Source organism: Acutalibacter intestini (assembly GCF_034334985.1).
GTDB classification, from domain to species: Bacteria; Bacillota; Clostridia; order Oscillospirales; family Acutalibacteraceae; genus Acutalibacter; species Acutalibacter intestini.
Genome location: NZ_JAWXXL010000029.1, coordinates 24301 through 43523 on the forward strand (window position 1 = coordinate 24301; position 19223 = coordinate 43523).

18 protein-coding genes are annotated in these 19223 nt (G+C 48.2%); 12 read left to right on the plus strand and 6 right to left on the minus strand.

Annotated features, from left to right (window positions below):
* Window positions 1-16 precede the first annotated feature (16 nt).
* From U8U68_RS16460 to U8U68_RS16480, 5 genes are all read left to right on the plus strand, one after another.
* Complete coding sequence (locus U8U68_RS16460; protein WP_322202727.1) at window positions 17-2542, plus strand: DNA cytosine methyltransferase; 2526 nt, start codon at window positions 17-19, stop codon at window positions 2540-2542.
* Entirely contained in the window at window positions 2532-3743 is a 1212-nt protein-coding gene (locus U8U68_RS16465; RefSeq protein WP_322202729.1) for a restriction endonuclease, read from the plus strand. The genes U8U68_RS16460 and U8U68_RS16465 overlap by 11 nt, the downstream gene beginning before the upstream one ends.
* A gap of 65 nt (window positions 3744-3808) precedes the next feature.
* Window positions 3809-4531: a TIGR02391 family protein gene (locus tag U8U68_RS16470; RefSeq protein WP_322202732.1), complete on the plus strand. Its 723-nt coding sequence runs from the start codon at window positions 3809-3811 to the stop codon at window positions 4529-4531.
* Window positions 4532-4614: 83 nt separating this feature from the next.
* Window positions 4615-5622: a hypothetical protein gene (locus U8U68_RS16475; protein ID WP_016315171.1), complete on the plus strand. Its 1008-nt coding sequence runs from the start codon at window positions 4615-4617 to the stop codon at window positions 5620-5622.
* A 26-nt stretch (window positions 5623-5648) separates the two neighbouring features.
* The gene (locus U8U68_RS16480; RefSeq protein ID WP_322202735.1) at window positions 5649-7079 is read left to right on the plus strand and encodes an ATP-binding protein; all 1431 of its coding nucleotides are present in this window, start codon (window positions 5649-5651) and stop codon (window positions 7077-7079) included.
* Window positions 7080-7378: 299 nt separating this feature from the next.
* Here the strand turns inward: U8U68_RS16480 and U8U68_RS16485 are convergent, their stop codons facing one another.
* The 3 genes from U8U68_RS16485 to U8U68_RS16495 all read right to left on the minus strand — a co-directional run bounded on the left by U8U68_RS16485 (window position 7379) and on the right by U8U68_RS16495 (window position 9092).
* Window positions 7379-7711, minus strand: a complete 333-nt coding sequence (locus tag U8U68_RS16485; RefSeq protein ID WP_322202737.1) for a plasmid mobilization protein — start codon at window positions 7709-7711, stop codon at window positions 7379-7381.
* Between the two features lie 189 nt (window positions 7712-7900).
* Complete coding sequence (locus tag U8U68_RS16490; RefSeq protein ID WP_322202739.1) at window positions 7901-8275, minus strand: hypothetical protein; 375 nt, start codon at window positions 8273-8275, stop codon at window positions 7901-7903.
* Window positions 8276-8339: 64 nt separating this feature from the next.
* On the minus strand, window positions 8340-9092 hold the full coding sequence (locus U8U68_RS16495) for a DUF4368 domain-containing protein (protein ID WP_322202741.1): 753 nt from the start codon (window positions 9090-9092) through the stop codon (window positions 8340-8342).
* 44 nt (window positions 9093-9136) lie between these two features.
* Between U8U68_RS16495 and U8U68_RS16500 the strand changes: the two genes are divergently transcribed.
* From U8U68_RS16500 to U8U68_RS16530, 7 genes are all read left to right on the plus strand, one after another.
* The gene (locus U8U68_RS16500) at window positions 9137-10288 is read left to right on the plus strand and encodes a recombinase family protein (RefSeq protein WP_322202759.1); all 1152 of its coding nucleotides are present in this window, start codon (window positions 9137-9139) and stop codon (window positions 10286-10288) included.
* Between the two features lie 42 nt (window positions 10289-10330).
* On the plus strand, window positions 10331-10543 hold the full coding sequence (locus tag U8U68_RS16505; protein WP_322202743.1) for a hypothetical protein: 213 nt from the start codon (window positions 10331-10333) through the stop codon (window positions 10541-10543).
* A gap of 379 nt (window positions 10544-10922) precedes the next feature.
* On the plus strand, window positions 10923-11306 hold the full coding sequence (locus tag U8U68_RS16510; RefSeq protein ID WP_322202745.1) for a transposon-encoded TnpW family protein: 384 nt from the start codon (window positions 10923-10925) through the stop codon (window positions 11304-11306).
* Window positions 11303-13117 (plus strand): DUF4368 domain-containing protein, encoded by a 1815-nt coding sequence (locus tag U8U68_RS16515; protein WP_322202747.1) that lies wholly within the window; start codon window positions 11303-11305, stop codon window positions 13115-13117. Before U8U68_RS16510 ends, U8U68_RS16515 begins: the two co-directional genes overlap by 4 nt.
* A gap of 298 nt (window positions 13118-13415) precedes the next feature.
* Entirely contained in the window at window positions 13416-13631 is a 216-nt protein-coding gene (locus U8U68_RS16520) for an LLM class flavin-dependent oxidoreductase (protein WP_437124444.1), read from the plus strand.
* Window positions 13632-13639: 8 nt separating this feature from the next.
* On the plus strand, window positions 13640-13975 hold the full coding sequence (locus U8U68_RS16525; protein ID WP_322202751.1) for a plasmid mobilization protein: 336 nt from the start codon (window positions 13640-13642) through the stop codon (window positions 13973-13975).
* Between the two features lie 64 nt (window positions 13976-14039).
* Window positions 14040-15443, plus strand: a complete 1404-nt coding sequence (locus tag U8U68_RS16530) for a relaxase/mobilization nuclease domain-containing protein (protein WP_322202754.1) — start codon at window positions 14040-14042, stop codon at window positions 15441-15443.
* A 207-nt stretch (window positions 15444-15650) separates the two neighbouring features.
* Here U8U68_RS16530 and U8U68_RS16535 read toward each other — a convergent pair whose 3' ends face one another.
* From U8U68_RS16535 to U8U68_RS16545, 3 genes are all read right to left on the minus strand, one after another.
* A complete protein-coding gene (locus U8U68_RS16535) occupies window positions 15651-16157 on the minus strand; it encodes a DUF308 domain-containing protein (protein ID WP_304597985.1) in 507 nt (168 codons plus the stop codon).
* 106 nt (window positions 16158-16263) lie between these two features.
* The gene (locus U8U68_RS16540) at window positions 16264-18039 is read right to left on the minus strand and encodes an oleate hydratase (protein WP_160580164.1); all 1776 of its coding nucleotides are present in this window, start codon (window positions 18037-18039) and stop codon (window positions 16264-16266) included.
* A gap of 139 nt (window positions 18040-18178) precedes the next feature.
* Window positions 18179-18763 (minus strand): TetR/AcrR family transcriptional regulator, encoded by a 585-nt coding sequence (locus tag U8U68_RS16545; RefSeq protein WP_160580165.1) that lies wholly within the window; start codon window positions 18761-18763, stop codon window positions 18179-18181.
* Window positions 18764-19223: the final 460 nt, after the last annotated feature.

The window sequence follows — 19223 nt, forward strand, 5'->3', positions numbered from 1 at the left end:
TTTACGGAGGAACCTCATGTTAAAAGATAAGAGTATGACGTATGTGACGCTGTTTAGTTCGGCTGGTGTTGGCTGTCACGGTTTTCAAATGGAAGGATACCGTTGTATTGCTACTAATGAAATCATTGAACGGCGGATGCAAGTACAACGTTGCAACCATAAATGCGAGTACGATTCTGGCTATATTGTTGGTGATATTACATCAGATGTGATTAAACAACGAATTTACTCTGAAATTCGTAAATGGAAGCATAAAGGAAATGATCGTGTAGATGTCATTATTGCTACGCCGCCCTGCCAGGGTATCAGCGTCATTAACCACAAAAAGAATGACAAGGAAATAAATAGAAATAGCCTCGTAGTTGAGTCTGTTGAGATTATCCGTCAGATTAATCCGAGATTTTTCATTTTTGAGAATGTCATGGCTTTCCAAAAGACACTTTGCATTACTCCAGATGGACGGACTGTTCCAATCGGAGAGTATGTCAGAGAGGTTCTTGGAAAAGACTATGTTATTTCTGGGCGTATTTTGAACTTTATGAATTATGGCTCAAATTCCTCTCGAACGAGGACACTGATGATTGGTGTCGATAAGGCGTATCGGAATAACATCACTCCATATGATCTTTATCCAGAGTTCAGGCCAGAAAAGACGTTACGGGAAGTAATTTATGATTTTCCAAGACTTGAGTGGGGAGAGATTTACGTTGACGATTTTTACCATGCGTTCCGCACATATAAGTCTGAGATGCGGGAGTGGATTCACGACTTAAAAGAGGGTGAATCCGCATTTGACAACGATTCTCCTGAAAAGCGGCCACACAGAGTAGTCAACGGCCAGATTGTCGAAAACATCAGGAAAAACCGAGATAAATACACAAGACAACCTTGGGATCGTTTCATTCAGTGTGTACATACCCGCAACGACCAATTGGCGGCACAGAATACGATTCACCCCGAGCAGGACAGAGTTTATAGTATCCGGGAACTCATGGCAATGATGACAATTCCAGACGATTTTCGATGGGTGGACATGAGCCTCGAAGAATTGAATGCGCTTTCAAATGAGGAAAAACTGGATGTCTATAAAAGCCATGAAATGAACATTCGCCAATGCTTGGGTGAGGCTGTTCCAACTGAAATCATGCGCCAACTCGCTGCGGCTATTCGCAACAAGTTGGCGCAGAAAAGGTGTGAGTCTATCGAAATCAACAGGATCATTGCGGATTATCACTTGGACAACCGGGAAAATCTGCGTGCTTTTTTAAGAGATAATCCTATGGAGTTAGATGTGGCATCACTCATGCGGATTACAGAACTTTGTAACGCCCGCAGGGAGAAGAATGCCGCATTTTACACCAACAAATTCATCGTGAATGAAATCATGGGTAGTTTACCAACATTTAGCAAGGATGAGATACGGATATTGGAACCGTCTGTGGGTGCGGGTAGTTTCATTCCTTTCCTCTTTAGGCGATATGAAAATGTCCCCCATGTCATTTTAGATGTGGTCGATATTGACCCAGATAGCATCGAAACCTTTGACATCATGCTGGAGAAACTTGACATACCGCAGAACTTTACAATTAATCGGATATGTCAGGATTTTCTCACTTACCGTACAATACACCGATATGACCTGGCGGTCGGGAATCCTCCCTTCTCCAAACTGAAAGAAAGAACGCCAGAAATCGAGTTAAGTCTTGCATCAAATGCAAATCATGTTACAAATAATCTCTCAGAGATGTTTCTGGAAAAATGTATCCGCTGCAGTGACTGCGTTGCATTGGTGCTGAATAAGACCCTACTCAGTACAGAAGAATTTGAGGATACGAGGAACCTTTTACGGCAGATGCGAATTGAGACCATCATTGACTTCGGCCGTTACGGTTTCACAGGAGTATCTATTGAAACCATGTGCCTTATCGTATACCCAAAGATGAAGCCAAGAGAAACATCAGTCTACAGCATGAAGTTCAATCGCAAATCTGTTCGGGAGCAGTCTTACTTGACAGATAAGAGATTTCCATACTTTATAATTTATCGAGATGAGGATTTCGATGCAGTAGCGGACAAGTTAATTTTTAATGTGTTCTCCGTGTTCCGGGACAGGCAGATTACGAAGTCAATTACAAGTTCGGAGCGAGTAGGCCCTTCCCTATGGGTAATTAAAGCAAAAAATATTGATGATGACGGACAAGGTATTACCCATATTCCTGGCTATGATGTTTATTTACCAGAAGAAATAGCCGTTACTCTTTCTGCATATCAGTATGTGGATGATAGCAGCGTTTATCTTACACCGAACATGACCTATAATCCACGGGTTATTGAGAATCTTCCTGGAATTATCCCGGATGGATCGGTTGCGGTTCTAATTCCAAAGAAACCGTTGCGGCTCACTAAGAGGCAGAGAGCGTATTTCTCCACAGAGGAATATAGAAGGTTCTACGGCATTGCGAGAAACCTGTCAACACAGTCAATCAATGTAGATAAGACGAGTGTGTTTTTTTACGGGGTGTTAAAAGAGAATGACAAGTAATATTTTACAGAAATTTCTGGATGAGCATGATTATGACATCCGTAAAACTGGAAACGGCCGCTGGATCGACCAAAAGTGCGCCTTGGATGCAGTTTGCTTTGTGGCAGACTGCATCGTGGACTACATTCAGAACGGAGGTAAGCAGCCGTTCCAGTCGCCGGACATCTGGCATTCCAAATACGCAATAGAAAATGTACAGCACCTGTTTGGTAAACCTGATCCGACCATAAGGACAACACTTGATGAGTACAACAAATTCTTCCGTCAGCCGATGAAGATGCTTGCAGCGGCTGGGGTTTTGCGCGAGGATGGTGTGGTACGTAATACTATTCAGTTCAGCGTAGAGAACATGGATGTATTGGAGTACATTGCTCTCCGTGAGCGTAATTCTTTTGAGTTCCTCTGCCTTTATATTGAAAGGACGCTTAAGAATAGCGGCTTGTGGGATGGCTTCGAAACCTTTTTTGAATTGCAAACAAAAGCATCCTTGCAGGAACTTAAGACCATGTTTTCTGATTTTTGCATTAAATACACACCAATCAACACAGCGATAGAGGCAAACCGAATTTTTATCAAGGTGTTGAATCCTCTTGCCTGTAAATTGCACAAGAAGGGCGTGGAAAAAGGACGTCTTTCCCGGTCAATGATTACTTACGACAAAATCATGTATAACCAGACCAATTGGAGAGATGATGCCGTAGGTAAGGACAAGAATGTCGCTCGTGGTGATTTCAACCCGCAACCAAAGACAGAGCAGATGTATCAGTACCGCATTAGTAGAGCAATGAAATATCTCCGAAAGTTTAACGATGCCCATCGTGAAGGTATGTCGGAAGTTTTAGATCGTTTTTCTGTTGGGGAACTGGCCACTCATATGCATCACATTTTTCCCCAGAATGAGTTTGAAGAAATCGCTGATTACATTGAGAATCTTATCGCTTTGACCAGCGGACAACATTTGCAGAAAGCGCATCCGAACGGAAATACTCAAATCATTGATAAGCAGTATCAGTATACCTGTCTTATTGCCAAGACGGAGAGTATACGAAAGAATATTATGGCAAACAAAGGCGAGGCAGTCATCTACGATTTTGCAGCTTTCATGTATGTGCTTGACATTGGACTTCGGACGGATTACTTTGAGGCGCTACCTTTCTGTGACTTTAATTCCGTAGTGACTGGGATTGAATTCAATTATTAGTTGAACTTCGCAAAAAATAAAAACTGGCTGATACCCAAAATGATGATCAAGCCGATGGAGAAAAAATGAACAGTACAAAAGTGAACGAGCTATCTATTCAATTGCAGTCACTGTCTTGCTACAATGCTAACCAACCTATTCCCTTCAAGACTGTCCTTGATGTCCGAGAGGGAATTGCAAGTGTGGCTCAACAGATTTCAGGGATAAATCCTCTCATCAGTAACCATCTCGACGATTTGAAAAATGCTCTTTTTACTGAACTGCCATATCAGCGCTTTTATATCAATCTGATTGTATACGGGCAGACAATTGAAGCTGTGGACTTTGTTAAAGGACAAATACTCGCTACAAACCAAGCAAATAGTATGGGGCTGTGCCGTTTACTACACCCTAATATTCAGCGAGTTTCTGAAAAATTGTATAGAGATGGAAGTTACGCCGAAGCCGCCTGCAATGCATTCATTGAAATAAATTCTCGCCTTAAGGAACTGTATCGCACAGCGTATCCAGATTCCGAAAATGTTCCTGATGGGCAGGCGCTTATGAACAAGGTTTTTGCCGATAATGACCCAGTACTTGAGGCGGGAGATCGGACTACTCAAACAGGAAAAGACATCCACTTGGGTACTCGTTTCCTGTTCGCCGGGGCTATGGCAGCGTTGCGAAATCCCAAATCTCACGAGAATATTGAGCTTGAGAAAGATGATTCTATGCGGCGAATGATTTTCGCCAGTATGTTAATGTTCAAGATTGACGAAATAATTGCGGCGTCTAATGGTAACGGTTGAGAAGAAATAAGGTATATATGTAAAAGCCGATACTGGCATCGACTAAGCTGGTGAAACAAGAGGAGAAGTTGGGGACAAGGGAGATGGATGTGCCAATGCCAAAATCATCAAATGCAACTGCTTCCGCCTTTGGCTGGGAATTTCAGAGTAATGCGGCAATTATGCTGATGCTTAAAAATATTGAAAGTGCTTCCAAAGTCAAAGTTGAAGGCGAAACAGAGGATGTTGAAATTACATTTTCAAATGGAAAGATTCTGATGGCACAAGCGAAATCGGTCGAGAAGCCTGATGATTTTAGTCATGTGAAAAGAAACTTGGAGGCCAGTCTACGGACATTGAATGCGGCATCTAAGATAACCGATGTTGAGCAACTTGTCTTTGTGACGAATTCACCCAATCCCTTTAACAACATACGGACGATGCATAAATTTAGCAGTCCCCTTAATATGGCTCCATTTTCTGAGTTACCAACAAGCTGCCAGAAGTCGATAACTGATATTTGCTCAAAAAATGGATATAGTATTGATACATCTATGTTGACAGTTTGTGTGATGCAATTTCATGGTGAATCCGAGGACGAGCGATATAAGGTGCTGCAATCGTTGACTATGGAATTTCTCAATGACCTTGATGCCAGTAAAGTATCCACAGGTCAAATGTTGTCATTGTGGCAAAACTCTTTTAGGGTAAATGCATCCCAGAGGACTTCCACAATAACAAAGGAAAGTATGATATGGCCTATTATTGCCATTCTGTGTGAAGTCCGTGAAACAGATGCCGAATTAGAGGATTATGATCCTTCTGATGTTAGGGAAATCCTTCAAAAGTATAGGGCAGTAATAAATAACAACAGCGAACGATTTGAATTTGTTTCAAAAGTTCTCAGTGATTTTAATGATTTCCTCCCTGCTCTGAAATCAAAAGAGCGGATGAGCCGTTTTGTATCCGAAAGGTGGGAACAGTACAAAAGCGATTTCGATTTGAAAGGTGCAGACGCTATCACAGAAGAAATGGTAATCCAAATTACGATTTCAAACGTTCTCAAAAATCGCAGGGTAATTGCCGGGATAAAAGGCAAGGTGAAATTATGAGAATAGTTTCATTGCAGGTCAATTCCATGCAGCAGACATTTTTAGGCGATAATCAAAAGATATTTACCTTCACCCCAGGAGTAAATATTGTTTTCAGCAAAGAAAACAGCGTTGGCAAGACTACTCTGCTGAGAATGCTTATGTATGCCCTGGGCTACCCGATACCCAATACCCGCGGCATTCGATTTTCCGACTATGAGACGATTCTTACAGTTATAGGTGTGGCTGAAAGTGAGTTTGTCTTAACCAGAAATCGTGACTACATCGAAATCACTTGTGATGGAACAGAAAAGGGATATTCCCTCCCTACTGAGCAGAATGAAATACACACCTTGATTTTTGGTATTGAAAATTCTGAGGTGGTTGAAAATTTACTGGGCGCTTTTTATGTTGACCAGGAAAAAGGATGGACTCTGTTAAATCGCGGAAAAGCTATTGGCAATATCCGTTTTTCACTTGAGTCGTTGCTTAGGGGATTGTCCGAAAAATCAAATGATGAATTATCTCAAAGACTTGCCACAGTCAAACGAGAACTTCGGAAATATAGACATATGCTCGATGTTGCCAAATATAAAGCTGAGATAAATAAACTGGGAGAGGCGGTCTATTCTGATTCTCCGGCTGATGAAATCGACACGGCCTTAGAAGTGCTTTACTGCGAGAGAAAACCGCTTGAAGAAGAACTCTGCCGCATAAAGAGCGTAGTTAGAAAAAACAATAGTTTTGAAAAATACATTACTTCTTTTAGGCTTCGGGTAAAGACGCCGGATGGCACTGAAATCCCGGTCAATAAAGATACTTTAGTTGGCTATGCTGATACGACCCTCCTTCTTGTTGCAAAGCAGAAGATTATTTGTGAGCAACTTGCGGTTATTGATCGGAAAATACATCAGCTAAGAGCCAAGCAAGACAGGGATTCGATGCTGTTTAATGTAAAAAGTAGCTTAGAGCAATTTGATAGTGAAATCTCAAAGATGGACATTGATGCTTTGGCTACACAGAGGATCATTGCTAAGCTGGAAAAAGAACGGAAAACCTTAGAGGAACAGGTAATTACAAGCGTAAAACAAAATAATCCTCTTGTCGCCGAGTTGCATAGCCTTATTTCACGATATGCTACCCGCCTTGGCTTGGATGAAAAGTATGTAAGTGCGCGAAATGATTATATTTTTACAAACGACCTCAAGTCGTTGTCTGGGGCAATATTTCATAAGGTTGTATTTGCTTTCAAAATATCGTATGTAGCTTTAATTCGAAATCACACGGGGGTATGCCTACCAATTATTCTGGATTCACCAAGTGGGCGTGAGGTAAGTGAGGAAAATGTGAATGAGATGATGGCTATCCTGGCGGAGGATTATACTGAACACCAAATTATAATTGCGTCTATTTACAATAGTTATGACTTCGCTGACAAAAATATAATTGAATTGCAAGGCCGACTTTTGCCATTTTGATATGAGTTGGCACGTTTGATGGGGGGGTGCTACTTGGCAAGCAGTGCCTTTGTTCCCACAAAGGCTCGAAACTGCGGTTCCCGGCGATGCCGGAAATCGCAGTTTCTGCTCGTTGGGGCCGTACCCCAAACCCTTTGATCAGCCCCGTAGCCGGGGCTGGCTGCGCGTTCGTTTCACGAACGCTGTTGTCCCTGCGGTGCAGGAACAGGCGGGGCTTGCGCCCCTTGGAGAGCCGGAGAAGCGGCAGACACGGCCTTGCCGGAAAAGGAAAAAACGAGGCTGGCCTGCACCTCTGCCCGCTATCGGATAGCGGCAAGGCTCGCAAGCAACTGTCTGGACAATTCCCAAATCTCGTCCAGGCGGTTCTGTAAATCTTCAATGTCCGCCGCATAGATGCTCCCGGTTTCGTTCGCCCGTTTAGCGTACTGGTTCAGATTATCGGAGCATCGCCGGAGCATGACAGTAAGCTGGCGCACATCCTTCAGGTCCAGCCTGATACAAATTCCGTCCAGCGCCATCTTGCGGACATAGGCGCTCATAGTCAGAATTCCGGCGTCCTCCATTTTGAGTTTTATCCGCTCCTTGTCCTCCGGCGAGATGCGGATTTTCAATTCCTCGGTCCGTTTACTCATTGCTTTTTGCTTCCTCCTATCGCAAATAAATCAACCGTTTTTGATTTTCGGCATTGTACCACAAATCAGATTTTCAAAAAATGGCCGGACACGGGAGGCGAATACCCATGTCCGGCGCATATTCCGTATTCCCGTTACAGATAGTGGTGGTGTCATATTCTGTCCGCACCGCTAATCCACTGATTTGCGTTACAGTTGAGGTAAAGGGTCAATTTGACCACATACCTTATCCGTAACGCTTTGGCGATACGCCCGCTGGCGGCAGGCATTACAGCAGTAGACCGCATCCGACCGTTTGGGGGTGAAGGTTTTTCCACAGCCCTTGCAGATACGGTTTTGACGCTTTTCCAATCTCCGCTGCTTCAAATCCTTCTGATATCCCCGGTTGCCGCACAGCCCATAATAGCAATATTTCTTGCTTTCGATCAACGTGTAGAAATCCCGTCCGCAACCCTTACAGATGATTTTCCGCACAGACGAGTACGGCCTTATCCCGGCGAGTTTTTCTTCATACCATTGTTTCAGCGTGTCCTGATTTTCATATTCCCAGTCACAGTTCCACATGGGATTTGTCCCTCCTTTCACGGAACGGGGCGGGCCAAAAATATCTACCCGCCCCATACCATATTTATACGATTTCTGCGCTCTGGTCCTCCGCCCGCTTCTGCCGATACCGCATTTTGCTGTGCGCTTTCCTTTGGCAAGCCTCACAGCAGTATTTCACATCGCTTCTGGTTGTGGTGAACACTTTCCCGCAGTTCTCGCAGACACATTCCCGCTTTCTGCTTTCCGCCGCCTCCTGCCGGTAGAATTTCGCTCGGCAGCTCGGGCCGCAGAACAGAGTGTTCGACCGCGTGGATTCAAATTCTTCCCCACAGCATTTGCAGATCAGCTTGAACGGCTGGCCGACCGCGTGTTCTCCGGCCTTGATCTTCTGATAGCGTTCCCGGCTCTTGACCCGATGCCGGTGCAGAGAAGCCTGCCGCTTTTCTTCCTCCGGCGTCAGTTCTGGGGCGGGGAGGTCAAACCGTCCGATGAATTTCAGATAGATGTCCACTTCCTGCGTCCGGTCACCGTCTATCTTTTCCGGGGCGTGGACGATAATCTTCTCAATAAATTCGTTAATCATCGGCGTAGTCAGCTCCGAGAAATCCGTGTACTTCTTTGCCAGGGCAAGGAAGCGTTCCACATTGGCGGTGTCTTGCTCGAAGCTGTCCAGAGCCGCTTCCGCCTCCGTGACAGACTGTCGGAGTGCAGTCTGCTCCTGCTCATACCCGGTAAGAAGGGTGTCGAAGCGTTCCTCGCCGATGCGCCCCACCGCGTAGGATTCGTACAACTTCCTGATGATGGTGTCCAGTTCCTCACAGCGCCGCTTATGCAAGAAAAAACGGCTTTACCAATATCCGGCACTTTACCGATGACGGAATCCGTGGAACTACGTTCAAGCGTCCGGGGCTGGACGCTATGTTAGACGAAATCCGGGCGGGGAACGTGGCAACGGTTATCATCAAAGACCAGAGCCGAATCGGGCGTGACGTGGTTGAAGTGGGGCTATTAAAGCGCACCTTTGACGAGTACCATGTGCGTTTTATCGCCGCCAATGACAACCTTGACACCGCCAACGGCTTTGATATTATGTCTATCTTCCGTGACGTGATAAACGAGTGGTACGTTGCCGACACCAGCCGCAAAATCAAAGCTGTTTTCAAGTCCAGAATGGAAAAGGGCTTGCGCTGCTCTGGCAGTGTCTGCTATGGCTACCACGCTTCCAAAGAGGAAAAAGGCGAATGGGTGATTGACGAGGAAGCCGCCGCCGTTGTGCGCCGTATCTTCCAGAGCGTCCTTGCCGGGGAAACCATAGCCAGCATAGCAAAGGCACTCCGCACCGAGAAAATCCCTATCCCGTCCGAGCATTGGAAACGGACAGGCGAGCCAGTCCGGGCGGCAAAGTACGCCGACCCCTACGCATGGTTAGCCACCACTATCGGCTACATACTGAAACGCCCGGAATACACAGGGCGCAAGGTACTGGGGAAAACCGTATGCGAGAACTACAAGACCAAGAGCAGCCGGAAGACCGCGCCGGAGGAACAGTATATCTTCGAGGGCGCAATCCCCGCCATTGTGGACGTGGAAACATGGCAGACCGTACAGAAGATACGGGAAACCGTGCGCCGCGCCCCCAAGCGGCAGAACGCCCCGAACCGCTTGACCGGGCTTCTCTACTGCGCCGACTGCGGCTCTAAACTCACACACCGCTATACCCTTGTGCAAGGGAAATGGATTGAGGACGCTTTTATCTGTTCCGGCTACCGCCATTTAATTCATGACTGCACCATGCACCATATCCCCACGGCAAAGATTGAAGCCGCTATCCTTGCCGTTATCCAGCGGGTAAGCTGGTATGTACGGCACAATGAAAAAGAGTTTACAGAGCGTGTCCGGGAAGCGTCCGACCAGAACCAAGAAAAGACCGTCAAGGAATGTAAGCAGAAAATCAATAAGGCACAGAAGCGGCACAAAGAGCTTGACGGGCTTGTGAAAAAGCTGTATGAGGATGTATGTTATAAAGGGTAGTTTAGAAAAGCTACCCAAATATAACATAGCGGCTGGTCATTTGTGGTGAATGAATATAGCCAGAAAGGTGGTAATGCCTCGCCCAATACAATAATTCCGCTGAAAATCAGAAATGTAATTCTGATTTTTGCCAACGTTGTGGTCAAAATTTCCGTCACGTTGCCGTTGAGGTGGCAGCGAAATATGCCATCACCTCTCTCTGCTGGTGCCGGACATTTTGACCGCCACCAATCAGAACAACAAATGGCGTTCTGATTTTGTGGTCAGCAGCAAAATGACGCAGGCCAAAACCAAACGGACAATTTGTCCGTAACGTCACCGACAAATTGTCGGCCGCGTTGTACCCAGGACCAAGTGTGCATTTTGCACTCTTGGTTCTGGTCAACAGCATTTTACTACTGACCAGACCATGCTTGGCGCAGTTTGATTCCATCTTGCATTTTTGCAATTTTTCTGAGCGGCATGGACAAATCTTGCATTATCGCCATATTTTTGTGGTCCAGGCGATTTTCACCGTATAATAGAAATAGGCGAACAAACCGGGGCGCTCCAAGGAAATTTCAAAAATCTTTTGAAAATGGTTCCGCTTTACCCACGGTTTTCCTCCTATTAGTGAGAGGATGCTTTGGACGCTGTGAAAACCATCGTCCTTTCACGACAAAACTACATAGGCACATCAAGCCAGCTTTCGGTTGCAAACGACATTACGCAACTGAGGGCTGGCTTTCCGTTTGCCTGGAACGCCCACCAACATCATACCACGGGTTGCGGCCTACCGCAAGAAAGGAAGGCAAATATAGCTACAATTCAACCAGCAGAGGCGAAAACTGCCACTATCTACCGGCGTATCGGTTCCACTACCTACAAACTCCGGGTACATTTCAGCGATACTGCCCAGGAAACCATGAACGACAAAATTCTGCATTTAATTCAGCATGAGGCCGTGACAAATGCGGCGGACTGTGGTACAATGAACATACCACAAATGACCCAGCCGCTTGAAGGGAGTTCGCTATGAACACAAAGCGGTTGGACACAGAGAAGATCACGGCCCTCTATGAGAGGTTATCGCGTGACGATGAAATGTCGGCGGGCGATAGTAACTCGATCGTTCATCAAAAACTGATGCTCGAAACGTATGCTGCCCAGCATGGGTTCAGTAACTGTGCCCATTACACAGACGACGGCTGGTCGGGCGGCAGCTTCGACCGCCCGGACTGGAAACGCCTGATTGCGGACATTGAGGCCGGAAAGGTCGGCTGTGTGATTGCCAAGGATATGAGCCGGATTGGGCGTGATTATCTCCAAACTGGCTTCTATACCGAGGTTATGTTTCGGGAAAAGGGCGTCCGGTTTATCGCCATCTCCAACGGTATAGACAGCAGCGTACAAAGCAGCGGGGAGTTCGCCCCCTTTTTGAATGTCATAAACGAATGGTATATTCGGGATTGCAGCCGGAAAGTGACCGCCGTACTCCGGGCCAAGGGCATGAGCGGCAAGCACACCACGAACAACGTCATTTACGGCTACCGCAAGGACCCGGACGACCCTGGACACTGGCTGATTGACGAGGAAGCGGCGGTTGTGCGCCGGATTTTCCAGCTTACGATTGAGGGAAACGGCCCTCACCAGATCGCCCGCATTTTGACAGCGGAAAAGGTAGAACGGCCCGCCTACTACCTGGGACAGCGAAACCAAGGGACTTGCCAGAGCCGGGACTATTCGGATGAACGCTATACCTGGCGGGGAACCACAATTTCTGATATGCTCACAAAACCGGAGTATATGGGGCACACTGTCAACTTCCGCACTTACAAAGAATCCTATAAAGATAAGCGGGCTAAAAAGGCGGCAAAAGAGGATTGGGTGATTTTCGAGAACACACATGATGCCATCGTAGACGAAAGAACATGGCAGCTGGCGCAGGAGCTGCGGAAGATCGTGCGCCGGACGGATACGCTGGGAGAGGCTAATCCGCTGACGGGCTTGATGTTCTGCGCTGACTGCGGCGCAAAGATGTATAACCACCGGGGGGCTGGCGGCTGGGCGCGGGACTGGCAGGGCAGACCCAACGGAAAACGCAGATCAAACCGAGATGAATACTATTGCTCGACCTATGACCATGCCAGAGACCGCTTTCAGACCGCTTGTTCGCAGCATTACATTCGGACTGCCGCTGTACGCGAGTTGGTCTTGGAGGCAATCCGTTCCGCCAGCACTTACGCCATCAAGAACGAGGCCGAGTTTATTCAGAAGGTTCGCAGCGCGTCAGAGGTCCGGCAGGCTGAAACCGTTAAGGCGCTGAAACAACGTGTGCGGCGGGAGCAGAAGCGGGCGGCAGAGTTGGGTGGTATCGTCAAGAAACTTTACGAATCCTATGCGATTGGCAAAATCAGCGAAAAGCGGTTTGATGTGCTGTCTGCCGAATACGAGCAGGAACAGGAAACGCTGGAAGCGTCCATCCAGAAAGCACAGGCGGACTTGGAGAGTTTTGAAGCGGATACGGCAAAGGTCGATCAGTTTATGGCCCTTGCCAGGAAGTACACCGATTTTTCCGAGTTGACCACGCCGATGATTAACGAGTTTGTGGACAAGATCGTTGTCCATGAAGCGGACAGGTCTACCGGCGAACGGACGCAGGAAGTTGACATTTACCTGAAGTTTATCGGCAAATTTGATGTGCCTATCCCGGAACCGACTGCGGAAGAATTGGAGGAACAGGAGCAGCTTCGGAAGAAGCGGGCAAAGAAAGCCGAGTACAACAGGCGGTACATGGCGAAACGGCGGCAGAAGGCTTTGGAGGCCCAGCAGAATACGGAAAGCACCTGAGATATGGGCGGCTTGCTTCGGTAAGCCGCCCGTTTTGCACACTAAATTTTAATCTATGTGAAATCAGCGAATAGAACGGCATCAGTATGGCGCTTTTTCGCGGAAACATACAATGCTGGGCGGCGAACGCAATACGTTTTTCCCTGCTGGTATTCATCATTTCGCATGACTTCACGCTAAACGCTGAAATTCGATGTGCGCTCCTGTGACCTGGGCATGGTGAACAGTCTGCCCGGTTTGCTGGGAGCGTTTTCAAATTCTACGCCGGAGGGCGAACAAAATTGTGAGAAGGAGTACAATTTTTATGAATATCAGGAACGAAATCAAAGCCTATATTGTCCGAGAGGGATTTACCATGAGCGAACTTGTGGAGAAGCTGGCGGAGCAGTACGGATGGAGTCCCAGCGTCCCCAATCTCTCCGACAAGCTGCGCCGTGAATCCCTGCGATATAAAGAGGCGGTGGAATTGGCTGACGCTCTCGGCTATGACCTCGTATGGCAGAAGCGGAGATAAGGGGGAGTATGGCAAAAGAAAAGAGCCGCGGTATCTATTTCAAAGTTACAGACGAGGAACGGGGCCTAATCGAACAGAGAATGGCGCTGATGGGCGTTCACAACATGAGTGCCTACATTCGGAAGATGTGCATTGACGGCTACATTGTCCAACTGCAAATCAAGGAACTGGACGAGTGCGCAAAACTCCTGCGGTATACCTCCAACAATGTGAATCAGATTGCCCACCGGGTCAATTCTGGCGGCGGGGTCTATCCCGACGAAGTGGACGAAATCTGCGGCAAGCTGACAGAGGCCAGCGGTCTGTTCGGCAGCATTTTGGAGCAGCTATCGAAAATCAAATAACGGTCTGGTGGTGGGCGAAGATTTTTCGCTCACCGCCATTTTCTTTTGAGGGGAGGTTTTGAAAATGGCAGCAACGCGCTTGATGCCCCTGCACAGCGGCAAGGGCCGGACCGTGGCCGAAGCCCTGGGCCGGGTGACGGACTATGTAGAGAATCCAGAGAAAACCAATGGCGGCGATCTGGTCACGGCCTACCAGTGTAACCCGTCTATCGTTGACCAGGAGTTTCTATTTTCCAAGCGGCAGTATGCCGCCACTACCGGCAGGGAACGGAAGGACAATGATGTGATTGCCTACCACCTGCGGCAATCGTTCAAGCCTGGGGAAATCACGCCGGAACTGGCGAATAAGATCGGCTATGATCTGGCTATGTCGCTGACCAAGGGGAAACACGCTTTTATCGTCTGCACCCATGTGGACAAGCATCACATTCACTCGCATATTGTGTTCAACTCGACCGCCATAGACTGCACCAGGAAATTCCGAAACTTCTGGCGGTCCTCGTTCGCAATTCGTAAAATCTCTGATATGCTGTGTCTGGAAAATGGCCTGTCGGTGATTGCGGAGCCGAAGCCCAGCCGGGGCAGCTACGGCACCTGGCTGGGAGAGGATAAACCGCCTACCGTCCGGGGCCAGTTGGAGCAGATCATCGACACCGCCCTCGGTCAAGGCTGTAAAGATTTTGACAGCTTCCTCGCCGCTATGAAAACGGCAGGAGCGGAGGTGAAGCGGGGCAAGCACCTTGCGTTCAAGATTCAAAATGGCAAGAGGTTCGTCCGCTGTAATTCCCTCGGCGCGGATTACTCTGAAACGGCGATTATGGAGCGCATTTCCGGCAAGCGGATTATCGTTCCCAAAGCGAAAGCTGCGGTACAATCCAGGCCCAATTTGCTGATTGATATTCAAGCGAAAATGCTGCAGGCCAACTCTCCCGGATTCGAGCGGTGGGCGAAAATTTTCAATCTCAAAGAGATGGCAAAGACGGTTATCTACTTGCAGGAAAAAGGGCTGACAGACCTTGGCGAATTGGAGAAAGTCTGTGATGCGGCGGTGCAAAAATTCAACGATTTATCCGACCAGTCGAAAGCCGCCAGCGCAAGAATGAAGGACATCTCCGAACTGCAAAAGCACATCGGCGCTTATGGAAAGACGAGGGAAATTTACGCGCAGTATCGGAAATTGACGGGCAGGAAACGGGAGAAATTTTATGAACAGCATAGCAGCGAAATCACGGCCTGTCAAGCGGCGAAGCGGTACTTTGATTCTCTCGGTTTGAAGAAACTGCCATCCATGCAATCGCTGAAACAGGAGTATGCCATGTTGAAGACTGAGAACAGAAAGCGGTATCCAGAGTACAAGCAGGCCAAGGCAAAAATGATAGAGTTGCTCACCGCCAAAAACAACGTGGAGCGGATTTTGGGCGTGACGGAGAAAGAGAAAAATCGTGACCGCCAGCAGGGAGCGCGATGATGATTTTTCCTTTCCCTGCGGGTAACAGCAGACGCCGAAGGCGGCTTAAAAAACCGGGCGCACTTGCGCCCGGTTTTACAGGGGTTTGGGGGCGGTCAGCCACCAACAAGCACGCGCCGGGTATATACCGGGGCATTGCTTGCCGCTACTCCGCACACAGCCATAATCAAAAATATGTTTCGCCTGAGCAAACATGCGCTTTGATGGCTACAATTCAACATCCAGCGCAGGAGTAATCCGCTTTGTGAGCCGAAAACTAATCGCAATCAACTCCAGTCCAAGAAGAACGATATGTATCTGGAATTTCTCCACAGGATAAAACAGTAGCATGACAGAAAACGTGAGACGAACCAGAAATTCAATAACCGCCGTGTAAAATGCTAAACCCCTGCCGCTATTTTGAATCGCTCTGGTCAGGGAACTGGATGCTTTCAGCAGTCCAAAAATCGCCCAGGTAGTACCCATAGCGCCGATAGAATCCACTCCATGGACGATACAGAGCGCACCCACCACAAACAAAACCAGTCCGCTGGATAGTTCGGAAGCGCGCCCAGCCCGATTTTCGCTATTGCGGAAATAGACAATCCCATACGCAATTCCCACCGCCGTCATCGTACCACCTAGGATGTAGGGCAGAACCGTTGTGATCGGTCCGGAAAACAGGACACACAACAGTCCGATGGTGGCGAAGAGGCCGCAAATAAATCGTTTCATGACGCTTACTCCCTCCCTTTTTACATGAACGAATCGTCAATATTTTTCTGTTTCTGAACGCTGAGATGGGAACCGGTGCCAGTCATTGCTGACGCCGGTTCGCAAATCAAATGACATTGTAAGCCTTCAGCAGCTTTTCGATGTCCGTACCTTGTGCCTTGTCGAGGACCTTGCGCAGGGCAAATTTTTCAATGAGGTTCAGGCTCATATCTGTCAGGGGTTTTCCATCCCGGAGCTTGACGGATGCGTCCAGCAAGTCACGGATGTCATAGGTGCTGCCCCACACTTCGGGGACACCTCGGTCCACGTTGAGCAGCGTGTAAACCGCCTCCATGCCAGTACGCATAGAATACTCGGTGGTAAAAATGGTGTCGCGGGCTGTCTCAGCGAACTGGCCCAGGAAGGCGAAATTTACTGCGCCATCAGGCACTACCTTGGGCCGGTCGGTATCGTTGCGGGGCATGAAGAAAGCGTCAATGTAAGGCATCATCACGGGGACTGTGTTGGCACTGTGCTCGGCCAGCTCCTCGATCTGATCCTCGGGCACGCCCAGATGATAGAGCCACTCCATACAGATCTCCTTGCCGGTACAGTCTCGCATGGGCTTCTTTACATAGTCGCCGGGCACGTTGGAGAACAGGGAGTATACCCACACCAAGCAGTGATCCTTGGGCTGCTCCCGGAACTGTGGCTGGCGGTTGATGGTCCAACTGAGCAGCCAGGAGGAGTCCTTTACAGTGACGATGCCGCCGGTGACCACCTTGCCGGTGAAGGGGTCCCGCTTACAGATATTCTTGATATAAGGGATGATCCTCTGATCCAGCGTCTCCACTGTGGCGCTCATCCAATTGGTCTGCTCCGGGTCATAGCAGAACTTGTCCGGGTTACCGAAAGCGGGGTCCTGGGCAGCAATCCTCCGCCACATATCCCAGCCGCCGCCGGGTTTAATCTCGGTGTTGTAGGCCGCAGGCTCGTTCTGGGAACCCATAGTGGAGTTCTCCACACAGCCGCCATTGGTGATGAACACCAGATCGTCCTCGGTAAAGTCTACAAACTCCTGGATGCCCTCTCGCAGCAACTCAATACGTTTGGCCAGCTTTTTATTTGGCTGAATGTCGAATTCTACGTTGACAACCTTGGTGTTGTAATGGAACTGAACGCCGTGGACCTCCAGATACCTTACCATGGGCAGGATCATGGACTCGTACTGGTTATAGCGGGTGAAGCGCAACGCTTTGAAATCAGGCAGACCGCCCACATGGTGGATGAAGCGCTTGATGTACCGCTTCATCTCCAGAGCACTGTGCCAATTCTCGAAGGCAAACATGGTGCGCCAGTAGAGCCAGAAGTTGGAGTTCAGCACTTCGTCATCGAAGTAGTCGGTGATGCGTTTGTCGTACAGTTCCTCATCCGAGGTAAAGAACAGGCGCATAATCTGCATGGCCGCTTTATCAGAAACATCAAACTTGCCGTCCGTGTGGGCATCCTGGCCCCGGTTCACGGTGGCCCGACAGAGGGAGTAGTTGGGGTCTTCCTTGTTCAGCCAGTAATACTCATCCAGAACGCTGACACCCTCGGTTTCAATAGAGGGGATAGAGCGGTACAGGTCCCACATGACCTCGAAATGGTTGTCCATCTCCCGACCGCCCCGCATGACGTAGCCCACGTTCTCGAACTTCCAGCCGTCGCAGGCACCGCCAGGGATGGGGTCCTTCTCGAAGATGTGGATGTGCTCGCCCTTCATCTGACCATCCCGCACCAGATAGCAAGCGGCGGTTAGAGCCGCTAAGCCGGTACCAATGATGTAGGCCGACTTGTGATCGACACCCTCGGGCTTGCGAGGCCGAGCGAAAGCCTCATAGTTACCACTGGAATAATACATATATAACATCCTTTCCCGAGCCGTTTTCTACGGCTCATTTGTTTGATGAGCTTATGATAAGGCACATCGCGCCATTTCACAATGCACAAAAAAACCACCATGATAAAATTTTTATCATGGTGGCTCAATCGATAATATTTTAGACATTTCCCCCAGAATGTAAGGGCTTGTCAACACGGAACGTATTCAGCGCACGAATCACATTTCCGTGAACCAGTTGACTGGTTCGTTCCACGATGGCCGCAGCATCCTCTTTCATGCCGTTGTCAATCCATTCCAGCATAATCCCGATAAAGGCGTACTCATAAAATTTTGCTATAAATTTCTTGTCCGACTCACTGATTGCCATCCCAGATGACTTTTCCTCCACCACGTCCAAAATCAGATTGTGAACCAGCGGATTCAGGTATTGCTCAACCCGCTCCCGGCCCACAGAACGATAGACACTCAGGACGAAGGGCTTGTTGTCCTCTACCGCACGGAAAATATTGAGGAAACCTGCCTGCCAGGTATCGTAGGTCTTTTTTCCATCCAGTGCTCGGGCGACATCCTCCTCACAGGTCCATTCCACCAAGTCATAGACGTCTTTGAAATGGTAGTAGAAGGTCATGCGGCTGACGCCGCATTTCTCGGCAATGTCGTTGATAGTAATCTTATTTAGCGGCTTCTGAAGCAACAGAAGCTTTAGCGACGAGGCCAAGGCTCGTTTTGTGATCTGAGACATAGGCAAACCTCCTCTACACAGTTTCTGATGTGTACAAAATCCATTCATTTCGGAATCGTCCAATTCAGGGACTCCTTAAAGATAAGTATAATCCATCCCGGAAAAACCGTCAAGATTTTTATGGTTGAAGTCGAATTCAAGTTCGAGGGGGGCCTCTCATGCACAACTGAAATTTGAAACAAGAGGACAAGGCCAAAATCTCCATTCCCCCTTGACAACAGCTTTAGAACCATTCGCCCTTTGGTGATAATTCTATTTTTTCTAAAACACCCTTGACAAAGTTTATCTGAGGGCAACGCCACGGGCAAGATACCCGACAGGCATTTTACCCGGCTATTGAATGAATATGACGAGGAACAGACCGGGCTTGAAACGTCCATAGCGGAATGGCAAAGGCAGATTGAAAGCTGGAACGCTGATAAGCTGAAAACAGACCAGTTTATCCAGCTTGTGAAACGCT

Coding starts and splice junctions, on each gene's coding strand:
- U8U68_RS16460 (WP_322202727.1), top strand. CDS start 17: ATGTTAAAAGATAAGAGTATGACGTATGTGACGCTGTTTAGTTCGGCT.
- U8U68_RS16465 (WP_322202729.1), top strand. CDS start 2,532: ATGACAAGTAATATTTTACAGAAATTTCTGGATGAGCATGATTATGAC.
- U8U68_RS16470 (WP_322202732.1), top strand. CDS start 3,809: ATGAACAGTACAAAAGTGAACGAGCTATCTATTCAATTGCAGTCACTG.
- U8U68_RS16475 (WP_016315171.1), top strand. CDS start 4,615: ATGGATGTGCCAATGCCAAAATCATCAAATGCAACTGCTTCCGCCTTT.
- U8U68_RS16480 (WP_322202735.1), top strand. CDS start 5,649: ATGCAGCAGACATTTTTAGGCGATAATCAAAAGATATTTACCTTCACC.
- U8U68_RS16485 (WP_322202737.1), bottom strand. CDS start 7,711: ATGAGTAAACGGACCGAGGAATTGAAAATCCGCATCTCGCCGGAGGAC.
- U8U68_RS16490 (WP_322202739.1), bottom strand. CDS start 8,275: ATGTGGAACTGTGACTGGGAATATGAAAATCAGGACACGCTGAAACAA.
- U8U68_RS16515 (WP_322202747.1), top strand. CDS start 11,303: ATGAACACAAAGCGGTTGGACACAGAGAAGATCACGGCCCTCTATGAG.
- U8U68_RS16525 (WP_322202751.1), top strand. CDS start 13,640: ATGGCAAAAGAAAAGAGCCGCGGTATCTATTTCAAAGTTACAGACGAG.
- U8U68_RS16530 (WP_322202754.1), top strand. CDS start 14,040: ATGGCAGCAACGCGCTTGATGCCCCTGCACAGCGGCAAGGGCCGGACC.
- U8U68_RS16535 (WP_304597985.1), bottom strand. CDS start 16,157: ATGAAACGATTTATTTGCGGCCTCTTCGCCACCATCGGACTGTTGTGT.
- U8U68_RS16540 (WP_160580164.1), bottom strand. CDS start 18,039: ATGTATTATTCCAGTGGTAACTATGAGGCTTTCGCTCGGCCTCGCAAG.
- U8U68_RS16545 (WP_160580165.1), bottom strand. CDS start 18,763: ATGTCTCAGATCACAAAACGAGCCTTGGCCTCGTCGCTAAAGCTTCTG.